Below are 23,308 nucleotides of genomic sequence, written 5' to 3' on the forward strand. Positions count from 1 at the left end.
CGTTCACCGGTCATGTCGTGACAGAGTAGCAAGGAACATAAAGTGAACGGAATGACCACCAGAGCCGTATGTTCCCCCTCACCCCAGCCCTCTCCCTCAAGGGAGAGGTGGCCGTCTGTGCAGGCATTATTTTGTGGGGAACCCTTAGCCCACAGGGAGAGGGAAAACACCTTAACGGCTCACCACCTTCAACAGGATCTCACCGTACACCGGCATCAGCGGGTGGCGAATCAGCGCCACCAGCGCCACGACAGCCACACCCAGCGTCAGCGGGGCCAGCCAGAGCAGGCGCGTGCGCGGAAGATAGCGCGTCAGGCGATCAACACTGGCTTTCGCGCTGCGCCACAGGCGCCAGCAGAGCCAGACCGCCAGCCACAGCAGGACCGCCGTTCCCAGCAGCAGCCACTTGAACTCGCCGCTTTGCATACCGTCAGGAATATCGATGGCCGCGCCCGCCAGGATCCCCGGCAGGAAGTAGAACGGCGGCCAGAAGACGCAGCCGATGATGTTCGGCACCACAAACTTCGCGACGGGCAGATCCAGCATCCCGGCCACCATCGGCACCAGCGGGCGCGTTGGGCCAACAAAGCGCCCCACGAGGATGGTGAACATGCTGTGCTGGTGCAGCGCGTGCTCGGTTTTATCCAGCAGCGCTTTGTTTTTTTTCATGAACGACCAGCGGTGCAGCGGCTTCTTAAAGCGCCAGCCCAGCCAGAAGGAGATCCAGTCCCCCAGCAAACAACCGATGATACCGGCCATCCACGCCTGCCAGAAATTGACCTCGCCGCTGCCGATAAGCGCCCCAAGCCCTGCCATCATCACGGTGCCGGGCAGGATCAGCCCGACCAGCGCCAGCGACTCCAGAAACGCCACCAGCGCCACGGCGATGAGCGAATACATAACGGACTGGGTAATAAAATGTTCCAGCAATGCCTGCATAACTATTCCGGTCAGAAAACGAATCAGCGATTCTGCTTAGCGCCCTGCACCGCGTCAAGGCATCAATTGTCTGAATAGTTTACAAGATGCGCCTGAAGTTCACCTGAATGTTTACCGATTATTCACATCCCGCACGGAATTCGCTCGGGCTGGCACCGGTGCACTTCTTAAACACGCGAGAGAAATAGAGCTGATCTTCAAAGCCGACGTTACGCCCGACGGTGGCGATAGGCATTCGGGTGGTGCTGAGCAGCAGTTTCGCCTGGCTGATGCGCTGATCCTCACGCCAGCTGAGTACACTCACGCCAAGCTGCTGGCGGAACAGATGAGAGAGCCGTGACGGCGACAGACACACATGCTGGGCGACGCTGGCAATATCAAACTGGCTGTCGGCAAGGTGGTCGCTGATGTACTGGCAGGCGTCGCGGACGCGGTTGTCCAGCGGCGGATTAAGCGACTCGTTGATGGCCTCCATGCGGCGCAGCAGCACCTGTTCAAGCAGGTTGATGGCCAGCAGTTCGGCGTAGCGCCCGCCCGCCTGCCCTGCCTCAATAATCTGTGCGAACAGCTCACGGAACTGCGCCAGATGCGCCTCATCCGGGCGATATAAACCGGTATGGGCGAAAATGGCCGGCCACGAGAGCCACTCCTGCCAGTAGGCGCGCGGACGGAAATAGACCCACTGGTGATACCACTCTTTGGCATCCGGATGGCGCCCGTAGTGGTGGATCTCCCCCGGCGGGAACAGCAGCATATCACCGGGGCGGCAGATAAACTGCTGATCCCCGTTTTTGACGACCCCTTCTCCGCGTACGGTCAGGTTGAGGATATATCCCTTCATGCCAAGAGGGCGATCGACGTAAAAATCGAGATATCCCTCGGCCTCAATTGGCGTCAGCCCCGCCACCAGATGGGCGTTAAATGAGTAGCCCGGCAGTAAGGGATCGTTTTGCGGTTCGGCCATAGATTCAGTTCTCCCAAGGGTCCTGAAGGAAACCAATTGTCCATATCGATAAAAGCAGTATAAAAATGGCCCGCGAAAAGATCCAAAAAGCATCACGCCTCTTTTACGTCCGCCATGTTTCAGCCTTTCCCCCTGATTTGTCCGCCAGTACGGGCAGATAAGCAGTAACAAAAGTGTCTATAAGTGCGGCAGAAATGTCCACATAGAATATTTGCACGGCGTCACACTTTGCGTGGCCACAGCAATTTAGTCCATAAGATTAGCGGATCCTGCCTGACGATTTTTGTCCCCAGTCTCTAATGTTCTTCCATACCTGTTTTTTGGATGGAGCAACACCATGGCAATTGCAATTGGCCTCGATTTTGGCAGCGACTCAGTTCGCGCGCTGGCAGTGGACTGTACGACTGGCCTGGAGATAGCAACCAGCGTTGAGTGGTATCCGCGCTGGCAAGAGGGGCGCTACTGCGATGCGCCGAACAACCAGTTCCGCCACCACCCGCGTGATTACATTGAATCAATGGAAGCGGCGATCAAAACCGTGCTGGCGGAGTTGACGGACGCCCAGCGGGCCGATGTCGTGGGGATTGGCGTTGACAGCACCGGCTCAACGCCTGCTCCTGTCGATGCCGAAGGCCGCGTACTGGCGCTGCGACCGGAGTTTGCCGACAACCCGAACGCCATGTTTGTGCTGTGGAAAGACCATACCGCCGTGGAAGAGGCGGAAGCCATCACCCGCTTATGCCATCAGCCGGGCAAAACTGACTACTCCCGCTACATCGGCGGGATTTACTCCAGCGAGTGGTTCTGGGCCAAGATCCTGCACGTTACCCGCGCGGACGCGTCGGTCGCACAGGCAGCGGCATCATGGATTGAGCTATGCGACTGGGTTCCCGCCCTGCTCTCCGGCACCACTCGCCCGCAGGATATCCGCCGTGGCCGTTGCAGCGCCGGGCATAAATCGCTGTGGCATGAAAGCTGGGGGGGGCTGCCTCCGGCAGCGTTCTTCGATGAACTCGACCCGATCATCAACAAAAACCTGACATACCCGCTGTTTACCGACACCTTCACCGCCGATATTCCGGTCGGCACGCTCTGCGAAGAGTGGGCGAAACGCCTAGGTCTGCCGCAAAACGTGACCATTTCCGGCGGCGCGTTCGACTGCCATATGGGTGCCGTGGGCGCGGGTGCGCAGCCCAACACGCTGGTGAAAGTTATCGGCACCTCCACCTGTGACATTCTGACGGCAGATAAAGCCAGCGTCGGCGACCGCGCGGTGAAAGGCATCTGCGGTCAGGTTGACGGCAGCGTGGTACCCGATTTTATCGGCCTCGAAGCGGGTCAGTCCGCCTTCGGCGATATCTACGCCTGGTTTGGCCGCGTGCTCGGCTGGCCGCTGGATCAGCTGGCTGCCGCGCGTCCTGAACTGAAAACGCAGATTGCCGACAGCAAAAAACAGCTCCTGCCGCAGCTCACCGAAGCCTGGGCAAAAAATCCGTCTCTCGACCACCTGCCGGTGGTGCTGGACTGGTTCAACGGGCGTCGTACGCCGTTTGCCAACCAGCGTCTGAAAGGGGTGATTACCGATCTCAACCTCGCGACCGACGCGCCCGCGCTGTTTGGCGGCCTGATCGCCGCCACCGCATTCGGCGCGCGCGCCATTATGGAGTGCTTCACCGGGCAGGGCATTGACGTGAACAACGTGATGGCGCTGGGCGGCATCGCCCGTAAAAACCCGGTGATCATGCAGGCCTGCTGCGACGTGCTGAACCGGCCGCTGCAAATTGTGGCCTCCGATCAGTGCTGTGCGCTGGGCGCGGCGATTTTCGCTGCCGTGGCCGCAGGCGTACATGCGGATATCCCGACCGCGCAACAGCATATGGCGAGCGCCGTCGAAAGTACGCTCCAGCCGCAGACTCAGCAGGCACAACGCTTTGAACAGCTTTATCAGCGCTACCAGCAATGGGCAAAAAGCGCCGAACTTCACTATCTCCCTGTCGCCGCCCCGGCCAAAAGCACCGCGGATACTACGGCAACCCTGACACATTAAGGACACGATAATGACCATTTTTAATAATTATGAAGTGTGGTTTGTGATTGGCAGCCAGCATTTGTACGGACCGGAAGCGTTGCAGCAGGTGACGAAACACGCGGAGCACGTTGTGAATGCGCTGAACGCGGAAGCCAAACTGCCGTGCAAACTGGTGCTGAAGCCGCTGGGTACCACCCCGGACGAAATCACCAACATTTGCCGCGATGCCAATTACGATGACAAATGCGCTGGCCTGGTGGTGTGGCTGCACACCTTCTCGCCAGCCAAAATGTGGATCAACGGCCTGGCTATCCTCAACAAACCGCTGCTGCAATTCCACACGCAGTTCAATGCCTCCCTGCCGTGGGACTGCATCGACATGGACTTCATGAACCTGAACCAGACCGCGCACGGCGGCCGCGAGTTCGGCTTCATCGGCGCGCGCATGCGTCAACAGCATGCCGTGGTGACCGGGCACTGGCAGGACGGTCAGGCACAAAAACGTATTGGCTCCTGGATGCGTCAGGCGGTATCTAAGCAGGATACCCGCCACCTGAAAGTGGTGCGTTTCGGCGACAACATGCGCGAAGTGGCGGTCACCGACGGTGATAAAGTGGCCGCGCAGATTAAATTTGGCTTCTCCGTCAACACCTGGGCGGTGGGCGACCTGGTGCAGGTGGTGAATGACATCAGCGATGGCGACGTTAACGCGCTGGTGGACGAGTACGAAAGCAGCTATCGCCTGACACCTGCGGCACAGGTCAACGGTGACAAGCGCCAGAACGTGCTGGATGCCGCACGTATTGAGCTGGGCATGAAGCGTTTTCTGGAACAGGGCGGCTTCCATGCCTTCACCACCACCTTTGAAGATCTCCACGGCCTGAAACAGCTCCCGGGTCTGGCGGTACAACGTCTGATGCAGCAGGGCTACGGCTTTGCGGGCGAAGGCGACTGGAAAACTGCCGCTCTGCTTCGCATCATGAAGGTGATGTCGACCGGTCTACAGGGCGGCACCTCTTTTATGGAGGACTACACCTACCACTTCGAGAACGGCAACGATCTGGTGCTCGGCTCGCACATGCTGGAAGTGTGTCCATCCATCGCGGTTGAAGAGAAACCGATCCTCGACGTGCAGTACCTCGGCATTGGCGGCAAAGCGGATCCGGCCCGTCTGATCTTCGACACCCGTACCGGCCCGGCCATTAACGCCAGCCTGATTGACCTCGGCGATCGTTTCCGCCTGCTGGTGAACTGCGTCGATGCGGTTGAAACCCCGCATTCTCTGCCGAAGCTGCCGGTCGCCAACGCTTTGTGGAAAGCGCAGCCTGACCTGCCAACCGCCTCGGAAGCCTGGATCCTGGCCGGCGGCGCGCACCACACCGTATTCAGCCACGCGCTGGACCTGAACGATATGCGTCAGTTTGCCGAGCTGCACGACATCGAACTGACCGTAATTGATAACAACACCCGTCTGCCAGCCTTTAAAGACGCGCTGCGCTGGAACGAAGTCTATTACGGTTCAAAACGCTAAGTACGGAGTGCCCGGTGGCACTTCGTTTACCGGGCCTACGGTTCTGTAGGCCGGATAAGCGTAGCGCCATCCGGCAGGAGACGACAATGTTAGAAGATCTCAAACGTCAGGTACTCGAAGCCAACCTGGCGCTGCCAAAACATAACCTCGTAACCCTGACATGGGGCAACGTCAGCGCCGTTGACCGGGAAAAAGGGGTGTTCGTGATCAAGCCTTCCGGCGTGGATTACACGGTAATGACCGCAGAAGACATGGTGGTGGTCAGCATCGAAACGGGTGAAGTGGTTGAAGGCAATAAAAAGCCCTCCTCCGATACGCCCACTCATCGCCTGCTGTATCAGGCCTTCCCGACCATCGGCGGGATTGTGCATACCCATTCGCGTCACGCGACCATCTGGGCGCAGGCGGGCCAGCCTATTCCGGCCACCGGCACCACCCACGCGGACTACTTTTACGGCACCATTCCCTGCACGCGTCTGATGACCGATGCGGAGATCGGCGGTGAGTACGAATGGGAAACGGGGAACGTGATTGTCGAAACCTTCGAAAAACAGGGAATCGACGCGGCGCAAATGCCCGGCGTGCTGGTGCACTCCCACGGCCCGTTTGCCTGGGGTAAAAACGCGGAGGACGCGGTGCACAACGCGATCGTGCTGGAGGAAGTCGCCTATATGGGGATCTTCTGCCGCCAGCTGGCACCGCAGCTGCCGGATATGCAGCAAACCCTGCTGGATAAGCATTACCTGCGTAAGCACGGTGCGAAAGCCTACTACGGGCAGTAAACCCTTGCCCGGTGACGCTGCGCTTACCGGGCCTGCGGAACCTGTAGGCCGGATAAGCGCAGCGCCATCTGGCGGAACGGGCACTGTATAAAACCCCAGCAAACACCCCTCAACCAGGCTATAATCAGGCCTGGTTTGTTTTATGGGATAACGCCGTGACGCAGGCGCAAGAAGGCTTTTTACTGACCAGACACTGGCGGGATACCCCTCAGGGTACTGAGGTTGAATTCTGGCTGGCAACGGACAACGGCCCACGAAACGTTACGCTCCCGCCGCAGGAGTCCGTGGCCTTTATTCCTGAAGCTCACGTCGAGAAAGTGAAACAACTGCTACGCGGCGAAAACAACTGGCGCCTTACGCCGCTTCAGCTGAAAGATTTCCACCGCCAGCCGGTTTACGGCCTCTACTGCCGCGCCCATCGCCAGTTGATGCGCTATGAAAAGCTGCTTCGTGAAGCAGGCGTGACGCTTTACGAGGCCGACATTCGCCCGCCTGAACGCTTTCTGATGGAGCGGTTTATCACCGCCCCCGTCTGGGTAGATGGCGCCGCGCAAAACGGCAGGATCGTTAACGCGCGCCTGAAGCCTAATCCGCACTATCGCCCGCCGCTAAAGTGGGTGTCGCTGGATATTGAAACCACCCGACACGGCGAACTGTACTGCATTGGCCTGGAAGGCTGTGGGCAGCGGGTTGTCTATATGCTCGGGCCGCCGAACGGCGATGCGTCCGCGCTGGATTTTAATCTGGAGTACGTCAACAGCCGCCCGCAACTGCTGGAGAAGCTTAACCAGTGGTTTGCCGAGCACGACCCGGACGTGCTGATCGGCTGGAACGTGGTGCAGTTTGACCTGCGCGTGCTGCAAAAACATGCCGAGCGTTACCGTATCCCGCTGATTCTGGGGCGCGGCAACAGTGAGCTGGAGTGGCGTGAGCACGGTTTTAAGAACGGTGTTTTCTTCGCGCAGGCCAATGGTCGCCTGATTATCGACGGCATCGAGGCGCTGAAATCCGCCTTCTGGAACTTCTCTTCCTTCTCGCTGGAAGCGGTCGCCCAGGAACTGCTCGGCGAAGGTAAATCCATCGACAATCCCTGGGACCGAATGGACGAGATCGACCGGCGCTTTAACGAGGATAAACCGGCGCTCGCTACCTATAACCTGAAAGATTGCGAGCTGGTGACGCAGATCTTCCACAAAACCGAGATCATGCCGTTCCTGCTGGAACGCGCGACGGTGAACGGTCTCGCGGTCGACAGGCACGGCGGCTCGGTAGCGGCCTTCAGCCACCTCTATTTTCCGCGAATGCACCGGGCAGGGTACGTTGCCCCCAACCTCGGGGACGTGCCGCCGCAGGCCAGTCCCGGTGGGTACGTGATGGACTCCCGGCCAGGATTGTATGACTCGGTGCTGGTGCTGGATTACAAAAGCCTCTACCCGTCGATTATCCGCACCTTCCTGATCGATCCCGTCGGGTTGGTTGAGGGCATGGCGCAGCCAGACGATGCGCACAGCACCGAAGGTTTTCTTGGAGCACGCTTCTCGCGGGAAAAACACTGCCTGCCCGAAATTGTGGGAAACATCTGGCACGGCCGCGACGAGGCGAAGCGCCACGGCAACAAGCCGCTCTCACAGGCGCTGAAAATCATTATGAACGCCTTTTACGGCGTGCTGGGTACCAGCGCCTGCCGCTTCTTTGATCCCCGTCTGGCGTCTTCCATCACCATGCGCGGGCACGACATTATGCGCCAGACCAAAGCGCTGATTGAATCCCGGGGCTATGACGTTATTTATGGCGATACCGACTCCACCTTTGTCTGGCTGAAAGCGGTCCATTCAGAAGACGACGCCGCGCAAATCGGCAAAGAACTGGTCGTCTACGTGAACGACTGGTGGCGCGAAAATTTGCAAAAAGAGCGGTTAACCAGCGCGTTAGAGCTGGAGTTTGAAACCCATTTTGCCCGCTTTTTAATGCCGACCATTCGCGGAACCGACCAGGGCAGCAAGAAGCGCTACGCCGGGCTGATTCAGGAAGGTGACACGCAGCGGATGGTGTTTAAAGGGCTGGAGACGGTGCGCACCGACTGGACGCCGCTGGCACAGCAGTTCCAGCAGACGCTCTACCTGCGGGTGTTTCGCAACGAGCCCTATCAGGACTACGTGCGCGACACCATCGCCAGCCTGATGGCGGGTGAGCTGGATGACCAGCTGGTGTATCGCAAGCGCCTGCGCCGCCCGCTGGCGGAATATCAGCGTAACGTTCCTCCCCACGTACGCGCCGCGCGGCTGGCGGATGAAGAGAATGTTCGCCGGGGCCGTGCGCCGCAGTATCAGAACCGGGGAACGATCAAATACGTCTGGACAACTAACGGCCCGGAACCCGTTGATTACCAGCAGTCTCCGCTCGATTACGATCACTACCTGACCCGCCAGCTTCAGCCGGTAGCGGAGGGAATTTTACCGTTCATCAATGACGACTTTGCTACACTAGTGACAGGACAACTTGGGCTATTTTGACGCGTGACGAAACCGTTGCCATCCAGTACCATAGCGCCCTTTCCATTCCCGGACCCATTTTTCGATGACCGTCTTTTTTGACGGGGTCGAACTATTGCCTGCAATTAAAGATTAGAGCCGAACAACTATGCCTTTTACACTTGGTCAACGCTGGATCAGCGATACAGAAAGCGAACTTGGATTAGGAACCGTCGTTGCCGTCGATGCGCGCATGGTTACCCTCCTTTTCCCTGCTACCGGTGAAAACCGCCTGTACGCTCGCAATGACTCCCCTGTTACCCGCGTAATGTTCAATCCGGGCGACACCGTGACCAGCCACGAAGGCTGGCAGCTGAAGGTTGAAGACGTAAAAGAAGAGAATGGACTGCTCGCCTACATTGGAACGCGTCTTGATACCGACGAGACGAATGTTATCCTGCGTGAAGTGCTGCTCGACAGCAAACTGGTTTTCAGCAAGCCGCAGGACCGTCTGTTTGCCGGGCAAATCGACCGAATGGATCGCTTCTCCCTGCGCTACCGCGCGCGTAAGTTCCAGAGTGAACAGTACCGCATGCCGTGGAGCGGCCTGCGCGGCCAGCGTACCAGCCTTATTCCCCATCAGCTGAATATCGCCCATGACGTGGGCCGTCGCCATGCGCCTCGCGTGCTGCTGGCTGACGAAGTGGGCCTGGGTAAAACCATCGAAGCAGGCATGATCCTGCACCAGCAGCTGCTCTCTGGCGCTGCCGAGCGCGTGCTGATTGTGGTGCCGGAAACGCTGCAACACCAGTGGCTGGTCGAGATGCTGCGCCGCTTTAACCTGCGCTTCTCCCTGTTCGACGACGAGCGCTATGCCGAAGCCCAGCACGACGCGGACAACCCGTTTGAAACCGAACAGCTGGTGATCTGCTCCCTGGACTTCGTACGCCGCAGCAAGCAGCGCCTGGAGCACCTGTGCGACGCAGAATGGGATCTGATGGTCGTCGACGAAGCGCACCACCTCGTCTGGAGCGAAGATGCGCCAAGCCGTGAATACATGGCGATTGAGCAGCTTGCCGAGCGCGTACCGGGCGTTCTGCTTCTGACCGCCACCCCGGAGCAGCTGGGTCTTGAGAGCCACTTCGCCCGTCTGCGCCTGCTCGATCCGAACCGATTCCACGATTTTGAGCAGTTTGTTGAAGAGCAGAAAAACTATCGTCCGGTGGCGGACGCCGTTGCGCTGCTGCTGGCCGGTAATCGTCTCTCTAATGATGAACTTAACACCCTCAGCGATCTGATCGGCGAGCAGGATATTGAGCCGCTGCTTCAGGCCGCGAACAGCGACAGCGATAATGCGGGATCTGCGCGTAAAGAGCTGATCGACATGCTGATGGACCGTCACGGCACCAGCCGCGTGCTGTTCCGCAACACCCGTAACGGCGTGAAAGGCTTCCCGAAACGCGAGCTGCACACCATCAAACTGCCGCTGCCGACCCAGTACCAGACGGCGATTAAAGTCTCCGGCATTATGGGCACCCGTAAATCAGCGGAAGATCGCGCGCGCGATATGCTCTACCCGGAGCAAATTTATCAGGAATTTGAAGGCGACACTGGCACCTGGTGGAACTTCGATCCGCGCGTGGAGTGGTTAATGGGTTATCTGACCGCGCACCGTTCCCGGAAGGTGCTGGTGATCTGCGCCAAGGCAGCCACCGCCCTGCAACTTGAACAAGTGCTGCGCGAGCGCGAAGGTATTCGCGCCGCCGTGTTCCATGAAGGCATGTCTATTATCGAGCGCGACCGCGCTGCGGCGTGGTTTAGTGAAGAGGACAGCGGCGCGCAGGTTCTGCTGTGCTCCGAAATCGGTTCTGAAGGCCGTAACTTCCAGTTCGCCAGCAATCTGGTGATGTTCGATCTGCCGTTTAACCCGGATCTGCTGGAGCAGCGTATCGGCCGTCTGGATCGTATCGGTCAGGCGCACGATATTCAGATCCACGTTCCGTATCTGGAGAAAACCGCCCAGTCCGTTCTGGTTCGCTGGTACCACGAAGGCCTGGATGCGTTTGAACATACCTGCCCGACGGGCCGCACCATTTATGACCAGGTGCATAGCGATCTGATCGGTTACCTCGCGGCTCCGGAAAACACCGAGGGCTTTGATGAGCTGATCAAATCCTGTCGAGAGAAGCACGACGCGCTGAAAGCTCAGCTGGAGCAGGGTCGCGATCGCCTGCTGGAGATCCACTCCAACGGCGGTGAAAAAGCGCAGCAGCTGGCCGAAAGTATCGAAGAACAGGACGATGACACCAGCCTGATCAGCTTCTCCATGAACCTGTTCGACATCGTCGGCATTAACCAGGACGATCGCGGCGAGAACATGATCGTGCTGACCCCGTCCGATCATATGCTGGTGCCGGATTTCCCGGGCCTGCCGGAAGACGGCTGCACCATCACCTTTGAGCGTGATGTGGCGCTTTCCCGCGAAGATGCACAGTTCATCACCTGGGAGCACCCGCTGATCCGCAACGGTCTGGATCTGATCCTCTCCGGCGATACCGGCAGCAGCACCATCTCCCTGTTGAAGAACAAAGCCTTGCCTGTGGGCACGCTGCTGGTGGAGCTGATCTACGTTGTGGAAGCGCAGGCGCCGAAACAGCTTCAGCTTAACCGCTTCCTGCCGCCAACTCCGGTGCGTCTGCTGCTGGATAAAAACGGTACGAACCTGGCCGGCCAGGTGGAGTTTGAAAGCTTCAACCGTCAGCTGAGCGCGGTGAACCGCCATACCGGCAGTAAGCTGGTGAATGCGGTGCAGCAGGACGTGCATGCCATTCTGCAACTGGGTGAAGCCCAGGCCGAAAAAGCGGCCAGAGTGCTGATCGATGCGGCGCGTAGCGAAGCCGATGAGAAGCTTTCTGCCGAGCTGTCGCGTCTGGAAGCGTTGAAAGCAGTGAACCCTAACATTCGTGACGATGAGCTGGCCGCCATTGAGAGCAACCGCCAGCAGGTGCTGGAAAGCCTGAATCAGGCGGGATGGCGTCTCGACGCCCTGCGTCTTATCGTTGTGACGCATCAGTAAGCGGAGCGCAAGATGGTAATGGAGCCCTACAATCCCCCGATGGATCCGTGGCTGGTCATTCTGTATCAGGACGAGCACATTATGGTGGTTAACAAGCCGAGCGGCTTGTTATCCGTGCCGGGGCGTCTGGAAGAGCATAAAGACAGCGTGATGACGCGTATCCAGCGTGATTATCCCCAGGCCGAGTCTGTCCATCGTCTGGATATGGCGACCAGCGGCGTGATTGTGGTGGCTCTGAATAAAGCGGCAGAACGCGAGCTGAAGCGTCAGTTCCGCGAGCGCGAGCCGAAGAAACAGTATGTCGCGCGCGTCTGGGGCCATCCGGCGCAGGCGGAAGGGCTGGTGGATTTACCGCTGATTTGCGACTGGCCGAACCGGCCAAAGCAGAAGGTGTGTTACGAAACCGGCAAGGCCGCGCAAACCGAGTATGAAGTGCTGGAGTACGCGCCGGATAACACCGCGCGCGTCCTGCTGAAGCCGATTACCGGGCGCTCCCACCAGCTGCGTGTGCATATGCTTGCGATGGGTCACCCCATTCTGGGGGACAGATTCTATGCGCCGCCGGAAGCGCTGGCGTTAGCGCCGCGCCTGCAACTGCATGCGCAGACGCTCACCATCACCCACCCTGCTTTCGGCAACGCCATGACGTTCAAAGCCCCGGTGGACTTCTGAAAAAATGGCCCGGCACTGTCGGGCCATTTTTTTATTTAAAACCTTTCTGCTCTTTAATTAGCTCGTAGGCTTTCTGGATTTCCTGCGCTTTCTGTTTCGCCATCTCCATCATCTCTGGCGGCAGGCCTTTCGCCACCAGCTTATCCGGATGGTGCTCGCTCATCAGCTTACGATAGGCGCGTTTGATGGTCGTAACATCGTCAGACGGCTTCACGCCGAGGACGTTACAGGCATCTTCAAGCGTAGGGCCACGCTGCGCCTGCTGCCAGCCGCCGCCGGACGATTGCTGCTGATAACCGCCGCCAAAGTGCGCGCCGCCCTGCATCATGCGCAGGAACTGATCGAACTGCATGCGGGAAATGCCCAACTCTTCAGCAATCACATACAGGACGTCCCGTTCATTCGGATGCAGAGAGCCATCCGCGAAGGCGGCCTGGATTTGAATTTCCAGAAACATCCGAATTAAATCAAAACGCCCGAAACAGATGCTACGGAACTGCCGCATTTTTTCACGCAGCGGGTAGTGATCTGATTTACCAATCCGAAACGCATTCTGCGCCGCGATGCGGGATTCGCCGTGCAGATTCATGCGATCCATAAAGACGCTGGCCACCTGAATATCGGCTTCCGTTACGCGTCCTTTTGATTTGGTTAAGTGCCCCATCACCTCGAAGGTGGTGGAGAAAAAGAGTGACTGGCGCTCGCGCTGGTTAGCAAACCAGGCCATTTTGCGGCTGCGTGCTTTATCAAACATATGGCCGATAATGAGGCCAAGAACGACACCCCAGAATCCGGCACCCATAATAATTGCGAACGCAACGCCGATTATTTTACCCCAATACTGCATATACTCCCCGAATGGTCATGTTCCTGGCCGACGCAACGCCATCATTACAGTGGTCGCGCCACGGTCAATTGAGGGACATCGCCTATAATTTGCATTATCATACTCGTCATTCGATAGCGAGCCTAACACTCTGGCGCGCAAACGGGCAGGATTAACGCTGGTACTGCGCTGATGAGTAAGATAGTCTCTGAGCGTTTGTAAGCCGTAGCCACTGATGACGGAACAATAAAATACAACGTATGAAAAAACGTATCCCCACCCTTCTGGCCACAATGATTGGCACCGCCCTGTATAGCCAACAGGGGCTCGCAGCCGATCTCGCCTCGCAGTGTATGCTTGGCGTCCCAAGTTACAATCGCCCACTGGTGAAAGGCGATACGAATGACTTACCCGTCACCATTAATGCCGACAGCGCAAAAGGTAATTATCCTGACAATGCGACCTTTACGGGCAATGTCGATATTAACCAGGGAAACAGTCGCCTGCTTGCTGACGAAGTGCAATTGCACCAGAAGCAACCGGAAGGTGCTCAGGCGCCTGTCCGTACGGTGGATGCGCTGGGTAATGTGCACTATGACGACAATCAGGTCATCCTGAAAGGTCCGAAAGCCTGGTCGAATCTGAATACCAAAGACACCAACGTCTGGGAAGGTGATTACCAGATGGTCGGTCGTCAGGGGCGCGGTACCGCGGACCTGATGAAGCAGCGCGGCGAAAACCGCTACACCATTCTCGAAAACGGCACGTTTACCTCCTGTTTGCCAGGGTCAAATACCTGGAGCGTTGTGGGCAGTGAAGTGATCCACGACCGTGAAGAACAGGTTGCAGAGATCTGGAACGCCCGTTTTAAACTCGGCCCGGTGCCCATTTTCTATAGCCCTTACCTGCAACTGCCTGTGGGTGACAAACGTCGTTCAGGTTTCCTGATCCCGAACGCCAAGTACAGCACGTCGAACTACTTTGAGTTCTACCTGCCGTACTACTGGAACATTGCGCCCAACATGGACGCCACGATCACGCCGCACTATATCCATAAGCGCGGTAACATCATGTGGGAGAACGAATTCCGCTATCTGACCAAGGCGGGCGCGGGTCTGATGGAATTTGATTATCTGCCATCAGATAAGGTGTTCCAGGACGAGCATCCGAGCGAAGGTGATAAGCACCGCTGGATGTACTACTGGAAGCACGCCGGGGTATTGGATCAGGTGTGGCGCTTCAACATCGACTACACCAAAGTCAGCGATCCGTATTACTTCAACGACTTTGATTCTAAATACGGCTCCAGTACCGACGGTTACGCCACGCAGAAATTCAGCGTGGGCTACGCCATTGAGAACTTTGACGCGACGGTGTCGACCAAACAGTTCCAGGTATTTGATACACAATCGCGTAGTACCTATGGTGCCGAGCCGCAGCTGGACGTGAACTGGTATCAGAACGATGTGGGTCCTTTCGACACGCGCGTTTATGCTCAGGCGGTCCATTTCGTCAACACCAACTCGGATATGCCGGAATCAACGCGTCTGCATATCGAGCCGACGATCAATCTGCCGTGGTCAAACGACTGGGCGAGCCTGAATACCGAAGCTAAGCTGATGGCCACCCACTACCAGCAGAAAAATCTGGACTGGTATAACAAACGCTATGGCACCGATCTTGAAGAGTCGGTAAACCGTACGCTTCCGCAATTCAAAATGGACGGGAAGCTGATCTTCGAACGTGATATGGGCCTTCTCGCCGATGGATACACCCAGACGCTTGAGCCGCGTATGCAGTATCTGTATGTGCCTTATCGCGATCAGAGCAAAATTCAAAACTACGACTCTTCCTTCCTGCAATCAGACTACAGCGGCCTGTTCCGTGACCGTACCTACGGCGGGCTTGACCGTATTGCGTCTGCTAACCAGTTAACGACTGGCGTCACAACGCGCGTATATGATGATGCTGCCGTTGAACGTTTTAACGTTTCTGTTGGTCAAATCTACTATTTCACCGAGTCTCGTACCGGTGATGACGACATTAACTGGGAGAAAGACAACAAAACGGGCTCACTGGTATGGGCGGGCGACACCTACTGGCGCATGACGGATCGTTGGGGTCTGCGCGGTGGTGTTCAGTACGATACACGACTGGACAATATCGCGACGGGCAGCGCAGCCATCGAATACCGTCGTGATGAAGACCGCATGTTGCAGTTGACGTACCGTTACGCCAGCCCGGAGTATATCCAGGCGACGCTGCCAAACTATGCGAATACAGACCAATACAAAGACGGTATTTCACAGGTGGGTACCGCCGCGAGCTGGCCGATCGCCGATCGTTGGTCAGTCGTCGGGGCCTACTACTATGACACGAATGCCCAAAAACCTGCTGACCAGATGCTGGGTCTGCAATACAACTCCTGCTGTTACGCAATACGTGTCGGTTACGAACGCAAACTTAACGGCTGGGATACGCAAAACAGTCAGGGCAAATATGATAACGTGATCGGCTTTAATATCGAGTTGCGCGGCCTGAGTTCTAACTACGGTCTGGGCACGCAGCAGATGCTGCGCTCGAACATTCTGCCGTATCGTAGTTCATTGTAATGTGCTTGATTTACAACGTAATCCGCTTTGCGGTTAATTGAAATGGAAAAAGTATGAAGAACTGGAAAACGCTGCTACTCGGTGTCGCTATGGTTGCGAATACCAGCTTCGCGGCCCCACAGGTTGTCGATAAAGTCGCGGCTGTGGTTAACAACGGCGTCGTGCTTGAAAGTGACGTTGACGGTTTGATGAAATCTGTAAAGCTCAACTCGGGCGAAGCAGGTCAACAGCTTCCGGATGACGCTACGCTGCGCCACCAGATCCTGGAGCGTCTGATCATGGATCAGATTGTTCTTCAGATGGGCCAGAAAATGGGCGTGACGATCTCTGACGAGCAGCTCGATCAGGCGATCGCCAACATTGCAAAGCAGAACAACATTACCCCGGATCAGATGCGTAGCCGCCTGGCCTATGACGGCATCAGCTATGCCACCTACCGTAATCAGATCCGTAAAGAGATGCTGATTTCAGAAGTGCGTAACAATGAAGTCCGTCGCCGCGTCACCATCCTGCCTCAGGAAGTGGATGCCCTGGCAAAACAGGTAGGGAATCAGAATGATGCCAGCACCGAGCTTAACCTGAGCCACATCCTGATCCCACTGCCGGAAAACCCAACCTCCGATCAGGCGGCTGAGGCGGAAAGCCAGGCGCGCGCTATCGTTGAGCAGGCGCGTAATGGCGATGACTTCGGCAAGCTGGCGATCACCTATTCCGCTGACCAGCAGGCGCTGAAAGGCGGCCAGATGGGCTGGGGGCGTATTCAGGAGCTGCCATCCCTGTTTGCCCAGGCGCTGAGCACGGCGAAGAAAGGCGACATCGTCGGTCCAATCCGTTCCGGTGTGGGCTTCCACATTCTGAAAGTGAACGACCTGCGCGGCCAGAGCCAGAACATTTCGGTTACAGAAGTGCATGCGCGTCATATCCTGCTTAAGCCGTCTCCGATCATGACTGACGATCAGGCTCGTGCGAAGCTGGAACAGATCGCGGCAGACATCAAGAGCGGTAAAACCACCTTCGATAAAGCGGCAAAAGAGTTCTCTCAGGATCCTGGCTCTGCAAACCAGGGCGGTGACCTGGGTTGGGCGGCAGCGGATATTTACGATCCGGCTTTCCGCGATGCGTTAATGAAGCTGAATAAAGGCCAGATGAGCGCGCCGGTGCACTCCTCCTTCGGCTGGCATCTGATCCAGCTGATGGACACGCGCAACGTGGATAAAACCGACGCGGCGCAGAAAGACCGTGCGTATCGCATGCTGTTTAACCGTAAGTTCTCTGAAGAAGCCGCAACCTGGATGCAGGAACAACGCGCCAGCGCTTACGTGAAAGTGTTGAGCAACTGATGAAACCGCATCGTGTTGTGATCACCCCCGGCGAACCCGCCGGGATTGGGCCTGACCTTGTGGTTCAGCTCGCCCAGCGCAGCTGGCCGGTAGAGTTGGTTGTCTGCGCAGATGCAACACTGTTACAAGACCGGGCAGCTTTGCTCGGTCTGCCTTTAACGCTCCTCCCTTACGTTGAAGGCCAACAGCCCGCACCGCAGCAGGCGGGGACTCTCACCCTGCTTTCTGTTCCGCTCCGTGCGCCTGTTGTCCCCGGTGAGTTACACACCGAAAACGGCCACTACGTTGTCGAGACGCTGGCGCGCGCCTGTGACGGTTGCCTTCAGGGCGAATTTGCCGCCCTGATCACCGGTCCGGTGCATAAAGGCGTGATCAATGACGCGGGCATTCCGTTTACCGGGCATACCGAATTTTTCGAAGAGCGTTCGCACAGCCCGAAAGTGGTGATGATGCTGGCAACCGAAGCAATGCGCGTTGCGCTGGTAACAACGCACCTGCCGATCAAAGCCATTCCGGATGCCATTACGCCTGAACTCCTGCGTGAGATCATTGGCATTTTGCATCACGATCTGCAAACCAAATTCGGCATTCCGCAGCCGCATGTGCTGGTTTGCGGCCTGAATCCGCACGCGGGTGAGGGCGGACATATGGGCACCGAAGAGATCGACACCATCATTCCGGTGCTTGAGGAGATGCGGGCGAAGGGGATGAACCTCAGCGGGCCTCTGCCTGCCGACACCCTTTTCCAGCCCAAATACCTGGATAATGCCGACGCCGTACTCGCGATGTACCACGATCAGGGTCTGCCCGTGCTAAAATACCAGGGCTTTGGCCGCGGGGTGAATATCACCCTCGGTTTACCCTTTATTCGAACGTCCGTTGACCACGGTACTGCGCTGGATCTGGCAGGCCAGGGAAAAGCGGATGTCGGCAGTTTTATTACGGCGCTTAATCTCGCCATCAAAATGATTGTTAATACTCAATGACTAATCGAGTCCATCAGGGCCACTTAGCCCGTAAACGCTTCGGGCAAAACTTCCTCAACGATCAGTTTGTGATCGACAGTATCGTTTCTGCCATTAATCCGCAGAAAGGTCAGGCCATGGTCGAAATCGGCCCGGGTCTTGCCGCACTGACCGAGCCGGTAGGCGAACGCCTCGACGAACTGACCGTTATCGAACTCGACCGCGATCTGGCCGCGCGTCTGCAAACGCACCCGTTCCTCGGGCCGAAGCTGACGATTTATCAGCAGGATGCGATGACCATGAACTTTGGCGAACTGTCAGAAAAAATGGGACAGCCGCTGCGCGTGTTCGGTAACCTGCCGTACAACATCTCCACCCCGCTGATGTTCCATCTGTTTAGCTATACTGATGCCATTGCCGACATGCACTTCATGTTGCAAAAAGAGGTCGTTAACCGTCTGGTTGCAGGGCCGAACAGTAAAGCGTATGGTCGTTTAAGCGTGATGGCGCAATATTACTGCAACGTGATCCCGGTATTAGAAGTACCGCCTTCCGCATTCACGCCACCGCCAAAGGTAGATTCTGCGGTTGTGCGCCTGGTGCCACATAAAACGATGCCGTACCCGGTCAAAGACCTGCGCGTGCTGAGCCGTATCACGACAGAAGCCTTTAACCAGCGCCGTAAAACGATTCGTAACAGCCTTGGCAATCTGTTTACCGTTGACGTATTAGCTGAGTTGGGCATCGACCCGGCAATGCGTGCGGAAAATATTTCCGTAGAGCAGTACTGCAAGCTGGCTAATTACATCAGCGACAATGCGCCGCCGAAGGAGAGCTAAGCCATGATTGATTCGCCCCGCGTCTGTGTTCAGGTTCAAAGCGTCTACATTGAGTCCCAATCCACACCGGATGAAGAACGTTTTGTCTTTGCTTATACCGTAACCATTCGCAATCTGGGGCGGATGCCTGTGCAACTGCTCGGGCGCTACTGGCTTATCACCAACGGCAATGGCCGTGAAATTGAAGTCCAGGGCGAAGGCGTGGTCGGTGAACAACCCCATATCGCCCCTGGCGAAGAGTATCAGTACACCAGCGGCGCGGTCATTGAAACGCCGCTGGGTACCATGCAAGGCCATTATGAAATGGTCGATGCCGACGGCAATGCTTTCCGCATTGCTATTCCCGTATTCCGTCTCGCCGTACCTACACTTATTCATTAATCTAATGTCTACATATCTGATTGGCGACGTTCACGGTTGCTACGATGAACTGATCGCATTATTAAAACAGGTCGACTTCACCCCCGGGCAGGACACGCTCTGGCTGACGGGCGACTTAGTGGCGCGCGGTCCCGGTTCCCTGGACGTCCTCCGCTATGTCAAATCGCTGGGTGACAGCGTGCGCATGGTGCTGGGCAACCACGATCTGCATCTGCTGGCCGTATACGCCGGGATCAGCCGTAATAAGCCGAAAGATCGCATTACCCCCCTGCTGGAAGCACCGGATGCCGATGAGTTGCTCAACTGGCTGCGTCGCCAGCCGCTGCTACAGATTGACGAAGAGAAAAAACTGGTGATGGCGCATGCCGGCATCACGCCTCAGTGGGATCTTGAGACGGCAAAAACCTGCGCGCGCGACGCCGAAGCGGTGCTGGCGAGCGACTCCTACCCGTTCTTCCTTGATGCGATGTACGGCGACATGCCAAATAACTGGAGTGATGACCTCAGCGGCCTGGCACGACTGCGTTTTATCACCAATGCTTTTACGCGGATGCGCTACTGCTTCCCGAACGGGCAACTGGATATGTATTGCAAAGATACGCCTGAAAATGCCCCTGCGCCGCTTAAGCCATGGTTTGCGATTCCGGGCCCCGTGACAAACGAATACAGTGTGGTATTTGGACACTGGGCATCGCTGGAAGGAAAAGGCACCCCGGAAAATATCTATGCGCTGGATACCGGATGCTGCTGGGGCGGGGATTTAACCTGCTTACGCTGGGAAGATAAAACTTACTTTGTGCAGCCATCCAACCGACAGCTGGACTTAGGCGAGGGTGAGGCAGTCGCCTCCTGAAGATGTTTATCCTCTCCCTTCGGGGAGAGGATAAAACCGTTAACGACGTTCCAGAATTTCGAAGCAGTAGCTGTGTGAGTTCTGCGCATCCGCATCGTGAAACTCACTGAATACGGACTCCCACTCGTCCGGATCGTAATCCGGGAAATGGGTATCCCCTTCCACTTCCGCATCAATGTGCGTCAGATACAGTTTCTGCGCTTTAGGCAGGAACTGCTCATACACACGCCCCCCGCCGATCACCATGATCTCTTCGGCATCGCCGCAGGCGGCAATTGCTTCATCAACGGACTTAACCCACTGAACGCGATCGTCAGTGCCCGGCTGGCTACTGATCACAATATTCTTACGACCCGGCAGTGGACGACCAATCGACTCCCAGGTCAGGCGGCCCATCACTACCGGCTTGTTTAACGTAGTACGTTTAAACCATGCGAGATCGGCAGGCAGGTTCCACGGCATGGCGTTTTCCATGCCGATAACGCGGTCTACCGCCAGCGCTGCAATCAGACTGATCATTGAAAATTTCCCGGATGCAAAAAATTGCCGCCACTATACGGAAAGCTTAATCTTTCGTCGACTGGCGGCAGGGTAAAGAATTAGAAATTTTTTAATATTGCTGGCAACTCCACTTCACGCAGAGGGTTTACTCTCCGGTTCATCCGCAGGATCACCAGTATGCTTGCCCTCTTCCGTTCCTTGCCAGCCGTGGCGCTGAACCAGCGACAGATGATTACGATCCTCGTTGATGATCTCCGTCAGCATGGTGCTGGTGCGTTTAAACACCGCAGCGCGTTCGGTTGCCGTACTGCTCGCCATCGCCACCATCTCTTCCACCATCTCATGATTAAAACGGCGGAACAGATCGGCACGCTCACGTGCCTCATACGCGCCAAGCCCCAGGCTTTCCAGCGCCATGCGGCCAGATTTGAGCGCCCCTTCGAAGGTTTCACGTTCAGGGGCTGCCACACCCGCCTGACGCAGCTGGATGTAGTGATCCACATCGCGCGCACGGGAGATAATGGTCAGATGCGGAAAATGCTCTTTAACCAGCTCAACCATCTGCATACTGGTCTCTGGATCGTCAATGGCATTAATCAACACCTCGGCTTTCGCCGCCCCGGCGGATTCCAGCAGATCAACTCGGGTCGCATCACCGTAAAACACTTTCATATCGAATTTACGCAGCGTATCGACATGGTCAGGATCGTGATCGAGGATAACCATTTTGACTCCGCTGGAGAGCAGTAAACGGCCAGTAATCTGCCCGAATCGGCCAAATCCGGCGATGATCACCCGCGGCTGCTCCTCGTCGATCTCATCGGCTTCTCGCTCCTGTTCGCTTCCCGTTTTCTCCAGACGCGTCAGCAGCACCAGCAGGATCGGCGTTGAGGCCATCGACAGCGCAACCGCCAGCGTCAGCGCTTTTGCCCATTCCGGATCAAGTACATTTGCCATCTGCGCTGCGCCAAAGACAACGAAAGCAAACTCACTCCCCTGCCCCAGCAGCACGGCAAACCAGCGGCGTTGCGGTTTTGGCACATTTAACGGGCGGGCAATCAGCCACAGCATCGCCATTTTAATGACCAGGAAACCCACCAGCAGAATGATGATGCGCAGCGGATGGGTTACCAGCGTCCCGAAGTCGATAGACATCCCGACGCCGATGAAAAACAGCCCCAGCAGCAATCCTTTAAACGGCTCGATATCGCTTTCCAGCGCGTGACGGTATTCGGAGCTTGCCAGTAAGACTCCCGCGAGGAAGGCGCCCATTGCCATCGACAGCCCGGCCTCTTCCAGCAGCAATCCAAAACCAAACACCAGGAATAACGCAACGGCGCTGAATACTTCGCGCAGGCCAGAGCGAGCAACAAAGCGCAGCAGCGGACGCGTTACGTAGCGACCAAGCAGAACAACCAGCGCCAGCGCACCGGCAACCTTCAGCGCTGATAAGGCAAATGCTCCCTGCGTCGTTGATGCGCCGCTGGTTGCCAGCAGCGGGATCATCGCCACCAGCGGGATGGCGGCAATATCCTGGAACAACAGTACGGAGAAGGTGCTGCGCCCCATTTGCGACACCGTCAGGTTACGCTCGTTCATTGCCTGCATGGCAATCGCCGTCGAGGAGAGCGCCAGCGTCATGCCGATCAGCTCTGCGACTTTCCACTCCATCCCCAGCAGAATGCAGAACCCGCCCAACAGCAGACCGCAGGCCAGCATTTGCAGGGCGCCTCCGCCAAACACCGAGGCGCGCAGTTTCCACAGCCGCTGCGGATCCAGCTCCAGACCAATCACAAACAGCATCAGCACCACGCCGATCTCCGCAAAATGCAGGATCGACTCGGCATCCGTCACCAGCCGAAAGCCCCAGGGGCCAATCACACACCCGGCAATCAGATAGCCGAGCACCGAGCCCAGCCCCAGACGAACCGCCACGGGCACAATTAATGCCGCCGCGCCGAGGTAAATCAGCGCCTGTATCAGCGTATGGCTATCCATTGTGCGTCTCCTGCCACTCAAGTAAACGTTGTTTGTAGTGACGAGCCTGCGCCTGCAAGGTTTCATCGTCGCAGACAAAGGTACAGTGCATCGCAAAAGGCGGAAGCCAGTTCAGACCGCAGTAAAGGGCAGTAGCCTGGAGCGGCTGCGCCAGCACGTCAAATCCGGGGAAGGCGCCAATCTCAAAGTGGCTTTCCCCCCCGCCGGTGGTAACAGCCCACATCAGGCTTTTGCCCTGAAGCGCGTTGCCGTTGTGTCCATATGCCCAACCGTGGGAGAAAACTTTGTCGATCCACAATTTCAGCAGCGGAGGCGTGCTGTACCACTGCATCGGATGCTGCCAGACGATCAGATCGGCACGGGAGAGCGCCTCCTGTTCGGCGGCGACATCGATATTGAAATCAGGATAGAGTTGATAGAGGGAACGTATCTCTACGTTTTCAAGCGTCCTTGCCTGCTCAAGCATCCGCTTATTCGCATGCGAGTGCTGCGGATAGGGGTGCGCATAAATTATCAGAATCATGTATAT

18 protein-coding genes are annotated in these 23,308 nt (G+C 57.0%); 12 read left to right on the forward strand and 6 right to left on the reverse strand.

Annotated elements, in window-relative coordinates:
- Nucleotides 1-171 precede the first annotated feature (171 nt).
- Entirely contained in the window at nt 172-939 is a 768-nt protein-coding gene (locus O1722_RS19560) for a DedA family protein (protein WP_017383796.1), read from the reverse strand.
- Between the two features lie 118 nt (nt 940-1,057).
- Nucleotides 1,058-1,903, reverse strand: a complete 846-nt coding sequence (araC, locus tag O1722_RS19565; RefSeq protein ID WP_003856402.1) for an arabinose operon transcriptional regulator AraC — start codon at nt 1,901-1,903, stop codon at nt 1,058-1,060.
- 337 nt (nt 1,904-2,240) lie between these two features.
- Here araC and araB point away from each other — a divergent pair, with 337 nt between their 5' ends.
- The 6 genes from araB to rluA all read left to right on the forward strand — a co-directional run bounded on the left by araB (nt 2,241) and on the right by rluA (nt 12,464).
- Nucleotides 2,241-3,950, forward strand: a complete 1,710-nt coding sequence (gene araB, locus O1722_RS19570) for a ribulokinase (protein ID WP_032670576.1) — start codon at nt 2,241-2,243, stop codon at nt 3,948-3,950.
- Nucleotides 3,951-3,960: 10 nt separating this feature from the next.
- Nucleotides 3,961-5,463, forward strand: a complete 1,503-nt coding sequence (gene araA, locus O1722_RS19575; protein WP_058686584.1) for an L-arabinose isomerase — start codon at nt 3,961-3,963, stop codon at nt 5,461-5,463.
- An 86-nt stretch (nt 5,464-5,549) separates the two neighbouring features.
- Nucleotides 5,550-6,245, forward strand: coding sequence for an L-ribulose-5-phosphate 4-epimerase (gene araD, locus O1722_RS19580; protein WP_023295910.1), 696 nt, complete (start codon nt 5,550-5,552; stop codon nt 6,243-6,245).
- A 155-nt stretch (nt 6,246-6,400) separates the two neighbouring features.
- On the forward strand, nt 6,401-8,758 hold the full coding sequence (polB, locus tag O1722_RS19585) for a DNA polymerase II (RefSeq protein WP_033486739.1): 2,358 nt from the start codon (nt 6,401-6,403) through the stop codon (nt 8,756-8,758).
- Nucleotides 8,759-8,885: 127 nt separating this feature from the next.
- Nucleotides 8,886-11,792 carry an RNA polymerase-associated protein RapA gene (gene rapA / locus O1722_RS19590; RefSeq protein ID WP_015572654.1) on the forward strand — a complete coding sequence of 969 codons (2,907 nt, stop codon included), beginning with the start codon at nt 8,886-8,888 and terminating at the stop codon, nt 11,790-11,792.
- Between the two features lie 12 nt (nt 11,793-11,804).
- Complete coding sequence (gene rluA, locus O1722_RS19595; protein ID WP_003856412.1) at nt 11,805-12,464, forward strand: bifunctional tRNA pseudouridine(32) synthase/23S rRNA pseudouridine(746) synthase RluA; 660 nt, start codon at nt 11,805-11,807, stop codon at nt 12,462-12,464.
- Between the two features lie 31 nt (nt 12,465-12,495).
- On the opposite strand, the gene djlA is transcribed toward rluA, so the two are convergent.
- Nucleotides 12,496-13,311, reverse strand: coding sequence for a co-chaperone DjlA (gene djlA / locus O1722_RS19600; protein WP_015572652.1), 816 nt, complete (start codon nt 13,309-13,311; stop codon nt 12,496-12,498).
- Nucleotides 13,312-13,550: 239 nt separating this feature from the next.
- Here djlA and lptD point away from each other — a divergent pair, with 239 nt between their 5' ends.
- Genes lptD through apaH form a run of 6 tightly spaced genes read left to right on the forward strand, consistent with a single transcriptional unit; the run spans nt 13,551 to nt 20,280 of the window.
- Nucleotides 13,551-15,902, forward strand: coding sequence for an LPS assembly protein LptD (gene lptD, locus O1722_RS19605; protein ID WP_017383802.1), 2,352 nt, complete (start codon nt 13,551-13,553; stop codon nt 15,900-15,902).
- Between the two features lie 53 nt (nt 15,903-15,955).
- Nucleotides 15,956-17,242 carry a peptidylprolyl isomerase SurA gene (gene surA, locus O1722_RS19610; RefSeq protein WP_017383803.1) on the forward strand — a complete coding sequence of 429 codons (1,287 nt, stop codon included), beginning with the start codon at nt 15,956-15,958 and terminating at the stop codon, nt 17,240-17,242.
- Complete coding sequence (gene pdxA / locus O1722_RS19615; RefSeq protein WP_015572650.1) at nt 17,242-18,228, forward strand: 4-hydroxythreonine-4-phosphate dehydrogenase PdxA; 987 nt, start codon at nt 17,242-17,244, stop codon at nt 18,226-18,228. The genes surA and pdxA overlap by 1 nt, the downstream gene beginning before the upstream one ends.
- Nucleotides 18,225-19,046: a 16S rRNA (adenine(1518)-N(6)/adenine(1519)-N(6))-dimethyltransferase RsmA gene (gene rsmA / locus O1722_RS19620; RefSeq protein WP_003856423.1), complete on the forward strand. Its 822-nt coding sequence runs from the start codon at nt 18,225-18,227 to the stop codon at nt 19,044-19,046. Before pdxA ends, rsmA begins: the two co-directional genes overlap by 4 nt.
- 3 nt (nt 19,047-19,049) lie before the next feature.
- Nucleotides 19,050-19,427, forward strand: coding sequence for a Co2+/Mg2+ efflux protein ApaG (gene apaG / locus O1722_RS19625; RefSeq protein ID WP_003856425.1), 378 nt, complete (start codon nt 19,050-19,052; stop codon nt 19,425-19,427).
- Nucleotides 19,428-19,431: 4 nt separating this feature from the next.
- Nucleotides 19,432-20,280: a bis(5'-nucleosyl)-tetraphosphatase (symmetrical) ApaH gene (apaH, locus tag O1722_RS19630; protein ID WP_015572649.1), complete on the forward strand. Its 849-nt coding sequence runs from the start codon at nt 19,432-19,434 to the stop codon at nt 20,278-20,280.
- Nucleotides 20,281-20,319: 39 nt separating this feature from the next.
- Here apaH and folA read toward each other — a convergent pair whose 3' ends face one another.
- The 3 genes from folA to kefF form a co-directional block, all read right to left on the reverse strand.
- A complete protein-coding gene (gene folA / locus O1722_RS19635) occupies nt 20,320-20,799 on the reverse strand; it encodes a type 3 dihydrofolate reductase (RefSeq protein WP_003856431.1) in 480 nt (159 codons plus the stop codon).
- A gap of 114 nt (nt 20,800-20,913) precedes the next feature.
- A complete protein-coding gene (kefC, locus tag O1722_RS19640; RefSeq protein ID WP_033486738.1) occupies nt 20,914-22,779 on the reverse strand; it encodes a glutathione-regulated potassium-efflux system protein KefC in 1,866 nt (621 codons plus the stop codon).
- Nucleotides 22,772-23,302, reverse strand: a complete 531-nt coding sequence (gene kefF / locus O1722_RS19645) for a glutathione-regulated potassium-efflux system oxidoreductase KefF (protein WP_017383806.1) — start codon at nt 23,300-23,302, stop codon at nt 22,772-22,774. Before kefF ends, kefC begins: the two co-directional genes overlap by 8 nt.
- Nucleotides 23,303-23,308 lie beyond the last annotated feature (6 nt).

It is taken from the genome of Enterobacter cloacae complex sp. HYC003_NIDB, assembly GCF_056673375.1.

What these genes read in the sequence shown, in the direction of transcription:
- kefF (WP_017383806.1), bottom strand. Translation starts at nt 23,302, where the DNA reads ATGATTCTGATAATTTATGCGCACCCCTATCCGCAGCACTCGCATGCG.
- apaH (WP_015572649.1), top strand. Translation starts at nt 19,432, where the DNA reads ATGTCTACATATCTGATTGGCGACGTTCACGGTTGCTACGATGAACTG.
- araB (WP_032670576.1), top strand. Translation starts at nt 2,241, where the DNA reads ATGGCAATTGCAATTGGCCTCGATTTTGGCAGCGACTCAGTTCGCGCG.
- araD (WP_023295910.1), top strand. Translation starts at nt 5,550, where the DNA reads ATGTTAGAAGATCTCAAACGTCAGGTACTCGAAGCCAACCTGGCGCTG.
- araA (WP_058686584.1), top strand. Translation starts at nt 3,961, where the DNA reads ATGACCATTTTTAATAATTATGAAGTGTGGTTTGTGATTGGCAGCCAG.
- rsmA (WP_003856423.1), top strand. Translation starts at nt 18,225, where the DNA reads ATGACTAATCGAGTCCATCAGGGCCACTTAGCCCGTAAACGCTTCGGG.
- araC (WP_003856402.1), bottom strand. Translation starts at nt 1,903, where the DNA reads ATGGCCGAACCGCAAAACGATCCCTTACTGCCGGGCTACTCATTTAAC.
- rapA (WP_015572654.1), top strand. Translation starts at nt 8,886, where the DNA reads ATGCCTTTTACACTTGGTCAACGCTGGATCAGCGATACAGAAAGCGAA.
- surA (WP_017383803.1), top strand. Translation starts at nt 15,956, where the DNA reads ATGAAGAACTGGAAAACGCTGCTACTCGGTGTCGCTATGGTTGCGAAT.
- lptD (WP_017383802.1), top strand. Translation starts at nt 13,551, where the DNA reads ATGAAAAAACGTATCCCCACCCTTCTGGCCACAATGATTGGCACCGCC.
- folA (WP_003856431.1), bottom strand. Translation starts at nt 20,799, where the DNA reads ATGATCAGTCTGATTGCAGCGCTGGCGGTAGACCGCGTTATCGGCATG.
- apaG (WP_003856425.1), top strand. Translation starts at nt 19,050, where the DNA reads ATGATTGATTCGCCCCGCGTCTGTGTTCAGGTTCAAAGCGTCTACATT.
- O1722_RS19560 (WP_017383796.1), bottom strand. Translation starts at nt 939, where the DNA reads ATGCAGGCATTGCTGGAACATTTTATTACCCAGTCCGTTATGTATTCG.
- rluA (WP_003856412.1), top strand. Translation starts at nt 11,805, where the DNA reads ATGGTAATGGAGCCCTACAATCCCCCGATGGATCCGTGGCTGGTCATT.
- kefC (WP_033486738.1), bottom strand. Translation starts at nt 22,779, where the DNA reads ATGGATAGCCATACGCTGATACAGGCGCTGATTTACCTCGGCGCGGCG.
- djlA (WP_015572652.1), bottom strand. Translation starts at nt 13,311, where the DNA reads ATGCAGTATTGGGGTAAAATAATCGGCGTTGCGTTCGCAATTATTATG.
- pdxA (WP_015572650.1), top strand. Translation starts at nt 17,242, where the DNA reads ATGAAACCGCATCGTGTTGTGATCACCCCCGGCGAACCCGCCGGGATT.